At 35.1% G+C, this 8408-nt stretch carries 10 protein-coding genes; 7 read left to right on the forward strand and 3 right to left on the reverse strand.

Annotation, left to right across the window (positions count from 1 at the left end):
* Nucleotides 1–116: 116 nt before the first annotated feature.
* On the reverse strand, nucleotides 117–1310 hold the full coding sequence (locus BFA01S_RS19590; RefSeq protein ID WP_066234878.1) for an MFS transporter: 1194 nt from the start codon (nucleotides 1308–1310) through the stop codon (nucleotides 117–119).
* A gap of 4 nt (nucleotides 1311–1314) precedes the next feature.
* The gene (locus BFA01S_RS19595; protein ID WP_066234882.1) at nucleotides 1315–1734 is read right to left on the reverse strand and encodes a MarR family winged helix-turn-helix transcriptional regulator; all 420 of its coding nucleotides are present in this window, start codon (nucleotides 1732–1734) and stop codon (nucleotides 1315–1317) included.
* A 202-nt stretch (nucleotides 1735–1936) separates the two neighbouring features.
* Between BFA01S_RS19595 and BFA01S_RS19600 the strand changes: the two genes are divergently transcribed.
* On the forward strand, nucleotides 1937–2419 hold the full coding sequence (locus tag BFA01S_RS19600) for a hypothetical protein (protein WP_066234885.1): 483 nt from the start codon (nucleotides 1937–1939) through the stop codon (nucleotides 2417–2419).
* Between the two features lie 55 nt (nucleotides 2420–2474).
* Here BFA01S_RS19600 and BFA01S_RS19605 read toward each other — a convergent pair whose 3' ends face one another.
* A complete protein-coding gene (locus BFA01S_RS19605; RefSeq protein ID WP_066234891.1) occupies nucleotides 2475–4004 on the reverse strand; it encodes an FAD-dependent oxidoreductase in 1530 nt (509 codons plus the stop codon).
* Nucleotides 4005–4222: 218 nt separating this feature from the next.
* Between BFA01S_RS19605 and BFA01S_RS19610 the strand changes: the two genes are divergently transcribed.
* From BFA01S_RS19610 to BFA01S_RS19635, 6 genes are all read left to right on the forward strand, one after another.
* Nucleotides 4223–4570 (forward strand): lmo0954 family membrane protein, encoded by a 348-nt coding sequence (locus BFA01S_RS19610; RefSeq protein ID WP_066234893.1) that lies wholly within the window; start codon nucleotides 4223–4225, stop codon nucleotides 4568–4570.
* Between the two features lie 19 nt (nucleotides 4571–4589).
* Nucleotides 4590–5231 carry a PspA/IM30 family protein gene (locus BFA01S_RS19615; RefSeq protein ID WP_066234896.1) on the forward strand — a complete coding sequence of 214 codons (642 nt, stop codon included), beginning with the start codon at nucleotides 4590–4592 and terminating at the stop codon, nucleotides 5229–5231.
* Between the two features lie 95 nt (nucleotides 5232–5326).
* Nucleotides 5327–6061, forward strand: a complete 735-nt coding sequence (gene liaF / locus BFA01S_RS19620; protein ID WP_066234899.1) for a cell wall-active antibiotics response protein LiaF — start codon at nucleotides 5327–5329, stop codon at nucleotides 6059–6061.
* Nucleotides 6058–7077, forward strand: coding sequence for a sensor histidine kinase (locus BFA01S_RS19625; protein ID WP_066234902.1), 1020 nt, complete (start codon nucleotides 6058–6060; stop codon nucleotides 7075–7077). The genes liaF and BFA01S_RS19625 overlap by 4 nt, the downstream gene beginning before the upstream one ends.
* An 86-nt stretch (nucleotides 7078–7163) precedes the next feature.
* Nucleotides 7164–7793: a response regulator transcription factor gene (locus tag BFA01S_RS19630; RefSeq protein ID WP_066234905.1), complete on the forward strand. Its 630-nt coding sequence runs from the start codon at nucleotides 7164–7166 to the stop codon at nucleotides 7791–7793.
* Between the two features lie 88 nt (nucleotides 7794–7881).
* On the forward strand, nucleotides 7882–8334 hold the full coding sequence (locus tag BFA01S_RS19635; RefSeq protein ID WP_066234907.1) for a hypothetical protein: 453 nt from the start codon (nucleotides 7882–7884) through the stop codon (nucleotides 8332–8334).
* Nucleotides 8335–8408 lie beyond the last annotated feature (74 nt).

Consider the following 8408-nt stretch of genomic DNA (forward strand, 5'->3'; position numbering starts at 1 on the left):
ACATCCCACTGATAGAGTTTCACTTTATAATTCCAATCATATACGAGAAAAAAGATAAAGGACAGTATAATATCCGCTTTAACAGGGAGATTATACTGTCCTTGAAAGTTTCTTAATTATGATGATTCTTTAGGGTATAACTTTAGATCTTTCCGTTGAGCTTGCATCCATCTGTAAAGAAGGAAAATACAAATTAAAAATAATCCTACATAAAAATAAAGATGACTATAACCAAATAGTGATGCAATAATTCCTAGCGTATAAGATCCGATCGCAATCCCTGTATCATAAAGAGTAAAGTATGTTGCTGTTGCATGTCCGCTCCGTTTTACATCTGCTGATTGGACTGCTAATGTTTGCAGAGACGGTGCCAAACTTCCGTATCCCAATCCAATTAATGCTCCTGATAAAAGAAGCATGAAAGAAGAATGTGTGGCACTTAAGCAAATAAGTCCGATAGCGAAAAGGAAAAATGCAGGATAAATAACATAGTTTGCTCCTTTTATATCGAATAATCTCCCGGTGAAAGGACGTGAAATAACCATTGCTGCCGCAAATGTAAGGAAGAAGTAGCTGGCAGCCTCCAATAGCCCTAACTCTTTTGCGTAGATCGAAATAAAAGAGAGAATACTGGAATAGACGAAAGAAACTAAACAGCCGATTAATGCAATAGGAATTGCTCTTTTCTCAAATAAATCTTCTAAAGATAATCTAGCTTTTTGTGGAAGCGGACTTTCTATTTCAGGTGTTTTTACCGTAAAGGTTAAGCCGAGTCCGACAACCATTAATAAGGACAAAATTAGAAATAATAAACTAAATTCAATGAATTGCAATAAAGTTAAAGCAATGAAAGGACCGCAGACAATGGCAATATTTGTAGACATTGCATAATAGCCTAAACCTTCACCGCGTCGCCTTGCAGGAATTACGTCAGCTGCCATAGCTCCAGTTGCGGTTGTTGCTATACTAAACCAAATACCGTGGAAAAAACGTAAACCTAATAAGAGAGAGAATGGCTCAATTACCAAATATAGAAAAGTGGAAATAGTGAAGAATATTAAGCTGATAATAAGCATTCTTTTCTTTCCGAACTTCTCTAGTAATTTCCCTGAAAAAGGGCGAATGATAATGGCTGATAATAAGAAAATAGTGACGATTAACCCAGCCTCTGTTTTCGTACGATGAAGATCATCAATAACATAAATCGGCAGAGACGTAAGTAAGGCATAAAAAATAAGAAACATAAAAAAGTTACTTACAAAAATGCTAAAAAAACTTTTTGACCAGATTGGCTGTTTTACTTCATCCATATATTTAACTCCTTTCATTTGCACCCATTTTTTTAATCAATCTTAGTAATTCCTGCTGTTCATCATCAGATAAATTTCCAATCATTTCTCGTTCGAAAGCTTTCACTGTTTCCTCTAATTGGGGAATTAATTCATTCGCTTTTTCTGTGAGCTGAATAATCCTCTCCCGTTTATCATTGCCTTCCATACGAATAACCCAGCCACTTTTTTCGAGACGGGTAATTGTTCTTGTTACAGTTGGTGCTTCTACGTTTAAATAGCGCCAAATATCTGTTTGAGTAGAAGGTCCCAATGTCTTTAAACAATATATAATTGACCATTGTGAACTATAAAGATCGTATTGTTTTAGCTTTTCATTTACTTCCTTTGTAATGAATCGCGTTTTTTGGAACAATTCATGAAATAATGCAGTTGTATCAATCATCTCTTGAACACCTCATTTTATTTACCTAGGTAAATATTATAGAATAAAAAAAGAAATATGTAAAGGAAGTAACGAGGAGGATAAAAGTCTTACTTTTAAATACGTGAGAAAAGTAACGGTTTTTATAAAAAAATGTTTAAAGAAGACTACTTAATAAATTATAATGAAGCAGTTAGAAAATTATAAAAAGGGAGATTAGGCTATGAAAAAATTGTTAATTAGCAGTGTATTAGTAGTTGGTTTAACACTGACAGGGGGAGGAATCTCTTCTGCTTCTATCCACTCTAATCCCGGTAATGTAGGTGCTATAGACCTATCCGGTATGAATCTTGAAGCTGCTCTAATGCAGGTTCAATCACAAAGAGCAGCACTTTTAGAAGCCCAGTTACAACTTCAGATTAAAGATGTGCAGGAAAGAAATAATCAAATTGCAAAGTTACATAATGAGCTTCAATCTTTAAACACAGAGCGATCTAATACAGCTGATATTGAAAAAATCAAAGAATTGGATGCGAAAATTGCAGCAACGAAAGGTCAGATAGATACATTGAGTAGTGTTAATCAGATGGATATGCTTCGTCTGCAAAGTATGACTAATAAAAGAAATGAAGCGTTTGATGTTATGACAAATTTTATTAAGAAAATGCAGGAAAGCCGTTCTGCTATCATTGGCAATATGAGATAGATTTCATGCAGCCAGCCAGCTTTTACACTGGCTGGCTTTTCTTTCACAAATTTAGTTAGTCCAGATCGATTTTCTTCAAAGCCTCTTTAGCAGGTCCTTCTATTACATCTCCTTCAATGGAGAACCTTGAACCATGGCATGGACAGTCCCATGTGCGGTCACCGCTATTCCACTCGACTTCACAGCCCATATGTGTGCAAGTTGTATCTACACAGTGGATAACGCCATCCTGATCTTTATAGGCACCAGCTCTTTGGCCATTTACAGCGATAATTGCTCCCTCGTCTTTACTTATATCAGTTACTCTTTTATGGGCAATATCAAGCTTTCCTTTGATTAAGTGTTTTGCAACATCTGCATTTTGCATAATGAATGTTTTAATACTTGGATCAGCATAAAAGCGGGAAGGGTCAAATAAGTCTTTATAGAAGTTTTCTCTTTCCATAATCAGGTCACAAATTAATCTTCCAGCTGCTGTACCATTTGTCATTCCCCATTTTCTATAGCCTGTTGCAACGAAAATATTTGGCTGATTAGATGTAATGGAACCGATATAAGGTACTTTATCTAATGTGTATAAATCTTGGGCGGACCATTTATATGGAATCTCCTCTACATCTAATACTTGTTCACTGAATTCCTCCAGAGCTTTATAATGTTTATAAGTTGACATGCCTTGCCCTGTTTTATGACCATCTCCGCTTACTAAAACGAGCTTTTCTCCATTAACTGGTGTGTATCTTAATGAGCGGGTTGGTGAATCAGCGCTATAGTACATGCCTCCCGGGAATGGCTTTTTCGGTTTTACGCCCAGTATGTAGGAACGTTCGGCATGCATTCTGGCGAAGTAAAACCCTTTTCCGTCATAGAATGGGAAATGGCTGCATGAAACGATATATTTACCTGTAACCCGGTGTCCGTCTCCCGTTACGACAGTCGGTTTTGTTGTTGTTTCAATATCAATTGCTGTCGTCTGTTCATAAATCTCCCCTCCGCCTTTTATAATTTCATCAACGAGCTTAGATAAATATTTTAAAGGATGGAATTGAGATTGCTTCGTCATAATGACAGCACCTTTAATATCAATATCCAGTGGGATAGTATCGACATAATCATTAGGAATCCCAAGCCGCTCATATGCTTCATACTCTTTTGTAACCCTTCGAAGATTATCATCATTAATTGCATAGATATAAGAATCTTCAACAGTTAAATCACAATCGATTTGTAATTCTGCTGCAATATTTCTAATAAACTGCATTGCTTCATCATTTGCTTCATAATAAAGCCTTGCTTTCTCTCTACCCATATGATTAATTAATTCATCGTAGATAACTCCGTGCTGGGCTGTAACTTTTGCTGTTGTATGCCCTGTCGTTCCATTTAAAAGTACATCTGCTTCAAGAAGAGTTACTTTAAATCCTTCCTTTGTTAGTAAATAGGCAGTAGTAATCCCCGTTATGCCACCGCCTACAATGACGATGTCTGCTTCTTTATCAATTGAAAGTTTGTTAAATGTCGGTATATTTAAATTTTCTCTCCAATATGGCTCAGGAATATGTGGTCGCTTTTGTTCGTTATCCATTAAATGTCCCCTCCATTTTTTAGCATAGTATACTTATTAATTTTTCCCACTATTGGAGGATTTTATGTCTAAAAAACTCAAATTCTAAGGTCTTATTTATAATACGTCTTAAGTCTTAGTTCAAAATAAAGCCAGGGCACGTTATGGAGAAAAGAAAATGTAGATAAGATAAAGACATAGCAAACAGAAAGTGTTTAAAAAGAAAGGAGGAAAAATAAATGAAAAAGGCAGGATTATTAATTTTAGGTGTGGTGGCAGCAGCCATTTTGCTTTCAAATCTAGCACCGATGCTTTCCCTAGTAATAAGTTTGATCGTTATGTATTACGCATACAAAGGATTTTTAAAAACAAATTCCACTTTTAATAAAGTTGTTCTTGCTGTTATTGCAGTGATTGCTTTATTTGCATCAATTTCAAATTTACCAGCAATCATTGGACTCGTAGCAGTATACGCTTTATACGTTGTTTATAAAAATTGGAATAAATCAAAAAACATCTTAAAAGAAGAACCAGACCCATTTACAAACTTTGAAAAAGAATGGAACGAATTAAACAAAAACCATTAATAAAAGGAGCGAATACAGTATGGCTAATTTATTTACAAGAATTAGAGATTCAATTTCTCAAGATTTACATGAAGTATTAGATAAGAAGGAGCAAAAGAACCCATTATCTGTTTTAAATCATTATTTAAGACAGTGTGAGCAAGAAGCAGAGAAGGTTAGAAAATTAGTCGAGCGTCAATATTTATTAAAAGAAGAATTTACACGTGAATACCGTGAGGCAGAGCAATTGGCAGAAAAGCGAAAATATCAGGCAGAGGTTGCTTCAAAAGCAGGGGAATCAGACCTTTATGAATTTGCATTAAAAGAACAAGTCCATTATGAAGAACGGTTAGAAAGAATTCGTAACTCCCGTAATGAGGCAGAACGTCATTTAACAGAACTTGAACAGAAATATGAAGAAATGAAGCATAAATTAAAAGATATGCATATTAAACGAATGGAGCTTATGGGAAGAGAAAATATTGCCCGTGCAAACCATCGTATTAATAAAGTATTGGAAAGCGGCAATTATGATTCGAAGCCATTTTCAAAATTTGATGAAATGGAAGACTATCTTGATAGATTAGAGAATAAAGTAAACTCAGAATATTACCGAAACACAATCGATTCTAGGATTGCACAACTAGAAAAGCAAGCAAATGTAAGTGAAAACTCCCTATAATTATATATCATTGATATATAAAAAAATGGTATTCTAAAAAGGCGTAGGTATTCTACGCTTTTTTTAAAATAAGAAAACAGGAAGGAGGAACCGAATTGTTTAAGAAATTTAAGACAGATTATATAAACTGGTTTCTTCTAATTGGGCTTGCTGTCCTTCTTCTTGAAGTACTCTTTTTTAACGGTGGGTTGATTGCTGCAATTGTTATTGCCATTGGCTGTATTTATTATGGACGGAAATGGTCAGGAAGGACGATGGGGAAAGCTTTATTATGGTTTGGCTGGATTTGGCTCGTCATTACTATTTTAAATATGATGACATTTAAATATTTCTTAATCGCAATTATTCTTTATTTTATCATTGAATATTATCAATCAAAAAAGAATCCTAATTATATTAAACCGGAAATCATAGAAGTTGAACATTCGGAGTCCTCAGAACCGTTGATAAAACGAAGATCGTTATTTGAAAATAAATTTTTTAGTAATCAAAAGACACCTGATCATGTTTACGAATGGAATGATGTAAATATTCAAGTAGGTGTTGGTAATACAATAGTAGACTTAAGCAATACAGTATTGCCAAAGGAAGAAGCAGTTATTTCGATTCGTCACTTTATTGGAAATGTACAAATACTTGTACCATATGAAGTTGGAGTGACAGTGAATCATTCTGTTTTAATCGGATCGGCTAAAATATTTCAGCAAAAAGAATCAAAATTAGTAAATGAAGCTATTATTTTTCAAACACCAGATTATGAAGAGTCAGGTCATAAAGTTAAAATTATCACCTCGATGCTTACTGGAGATTTAGAGGTGAAAAGATTATGACGATTGTACAGCGTCAAATTTTATCGATTGCTTTGTTTTCTTTCTTTTTATTGCTCGTTTTTTCGATCATGTTCTTCCTTGCCTTTCCACTTGAAAGTTGGAAGCTGCTTTTTGAAAGAAAAGTTGGTAACCTGCCATTTGTCTATATCGTACCGAGTGTTATTCTTTTTTTAGGGGCACTATATGGGCTTTATATCGGGGCCGGATGGAAAAAACAGCTATTATTAGTTGAAAATTCTTTAATTGATTTGGAACAAGGCCGGCAAATTTCAGCTCAAACGCATTCTATGCAAGAGGTTGACTCTATTTGCTCGAAGATTGATAAAGTGCAAAAACAGATGGCGGAGCAGACTAAATTATCACAAAAGCTTGCAAATGAAAAAGCAGAAGACCAGGAAAAGAGGATTCAGGACATCGTTTCTCAAGAGAGAAATAGACTTGCTCGTGAGCTCCATGATTCTGTGAGTCAGCAGCTGTTTGCAGCGTCTATGATGATGTCAGCAATAACGGAAACAAGACCGCTGTCAGATGATAGAGAATCAAAGCAATTAAAAATGGTTGAGGCAACAATTAATCAGTCACAGCTTGAAATGAGAGCACTGCTTCTTCATCTTCGTCCTGTAGCTTTGAAGGGAAAATCACTGCAAGAAGGTATGAAGGAGCTTTTAGTTGAATTATCACAAAAAGTACCAATGAACATAACGTGGAAAATAGAAGCGATGCCGCTTGATAAAGGTGTGGAGGATCATCTGTTTCGTATTTTACAGGAATCTGTTTCGAACACATTGCGTCATGCTAAATCAACGACACTGGAAGTACTATTAATAAAGCGTGATGAGTTTGTTATTTTGCGAATCGTTGATGATGGAATTGGATTTGATGTAGAAACAAGAAAGTCTGGTTCTTATGGCCTGCAAAATATGTATGAACGTGCTGTTGAAATCGGAGGAACACTGAAAATTATTAGTTTGAATAATAAAGGAACTAGACTAGAAGTCAAAGTTCCCGTTATATAAGCAAAAATATCTTAACCTGTTTTAAAAATTATAAATGCATGCTGTTAAAAATGAGTAGTTTTTTAGTAGAATAAAGGGGGATAAAGATGATTAAAGTAGTATTTGTTGATGACCATGAGATGGTTCGAATTGGTGTGTCATCTTATTTATCTGCCCAGCCAGATATAGAGGTAGTAGGTGAGGCAGATGATGGGCATAAAGGTGTTGACCTCGTGCTGGAGCTTCGTCCGGATGTTGTGTTAATGGATTTAGTAATGAAAGAAATGGATGGTATTGAGGCGACAAAAAGCATTATTGAGAAATGGCCTGAAGCGAAAATCATTATTGTGACAAGTTTCCTTGATGATGAAAAAGTATACCCAGCATTAGAGGCAGGGGCAACTAGCTATTTACTTAAAACATCAAAGGCAAGTGAAATCGCCAATGCTATACGGGCTACATATGATGGACAGTCTATTCTAGAGCCGGAAGTGACTGGGAAAATGATGATGAAAATGCGTCAAAAGGAAGTCACTTATCCGCATGAGCAGCTGACGGCTCGTGAAATGGAGATCTTATTGCTTATGACAGAAGGAAAGACCAATCAGGAGATCGCAGATGAACTGTTCATCGCTTTGAAAACGGCGAAGACACATGTTAGTAATATTTTAAGTAAGCTTGAAGTACAAGACCGTACACAGGCAGTTATTTATGCGTTTAAGCATTCACTTGTTTAATTGAATTAGGTCAAATGCAAAGTCATGTCCTTATTACCGTTTATTATTATTGAAAAGATAACATTCACGGGAAAGTGGGGTTATTCTTTTGAAGAAAGTATCTGTATTATTTCTATCTATTATTACCGTAGTCATATTGCTTACAGGGTGTAATTTAAATGATAAAGATAAAAGCTTTGATTGGAACGAAAGTATAGAAAAGAGTAAAAAAATTGAAGTTGTGCTGCCTGGAGATTCAAAGGCTGCTGTTACTATTATAGATAGTGAAGAGATTGAAAATTTTGTTGAATCTTTGAAGGTTAATGAGTGGAAACTAGCGGATAAGCCGTTACAAGCAGAAGAACAGGCAAAATATATTTTGTATCAAGCAGATACTGTCCATCTAGGGGAAAGCAACAAGGATAATACTGAATTAATAGAAATAGCCTATATTGTAACTTACAAAGATATTCCTTATATCGATCTTAGAATAAAAAATGTGTCACTGAGCTTTAAAGTACCTGACGATGTAAGCAGCTATTTATTTAATATAAGTAAATAAGTTTTAAAATAAAAGGCCTGATTTTAGAGAATCAGACCTTTCTTTATTTTTATCCCAGCCTTAACGGGCAGTAA

Source organism: Metabacillus fastidiosus NBRC 101226 (genome assembly GCF_001591625.1).
Taxonomy (GTDB): Bacteria; Bacillota; Bacilli; order Bacillales; family Bacillaceae; genus Metabacillus; species Metabacillus fastidiosus.

Coding starts and splice junctions, on each gene's coding strand:
- BFA01S_RS19590 (WP_066234878.1), bottom strand. CDS start 1,310: ATGGATGAAGTAAAACAGCCAATCTGGTCAAAAAGTTTTTTTAGCATT.
- BFA01S_RS19595 (WP_066234882.1), bottom strand. CDS start 1,734: ATGATTGATACAACTGCATTATTTCATGAATTGTTCCAAAAAACGCGA.
- BFA01S_RS19600 (WP_066234885.1), top strand. CDS start 1,937: ATGAAAAAATTGTTAATTAGCAGTGTATTAGTAGTTGGTTTAACACTG.
- BFA01S_RS19605 (WP_066234891.1), bottom strand. CDS start 4,004: ATGGATAACGAACAAAAGCGACCACATATTCCTGAGCCATATTGGAGA.
- BFA01S_RS19610 (WP_066234893.1), top strand. CDS start 4,223: ATGAAAAAGGCAGGATTATTAATTTTAGGTGTGGTGGCAGCAGCCATT.
- BFA01S_RS19615 (WP_066234896.1), top strand. CDS start 4,590: ATGGCTAATTTATTTACAAGAATTAGAGATTCAATTTCTCAAGATTTA.
- BFA01S_RS19625 (WP_066234902.1), top strand. CDS start 6,058: ATGACGATTGTACAGCGTCAAATTTTATCGATTGCTTTGTTTTCTTTC.
- BFA01S_RS19630 (WP_066234905.1), top strand. CDS start 7,164: ATGATTAAAGTAGTATTTGTTGATGACCATGAGATGGTTCGAATTGGT.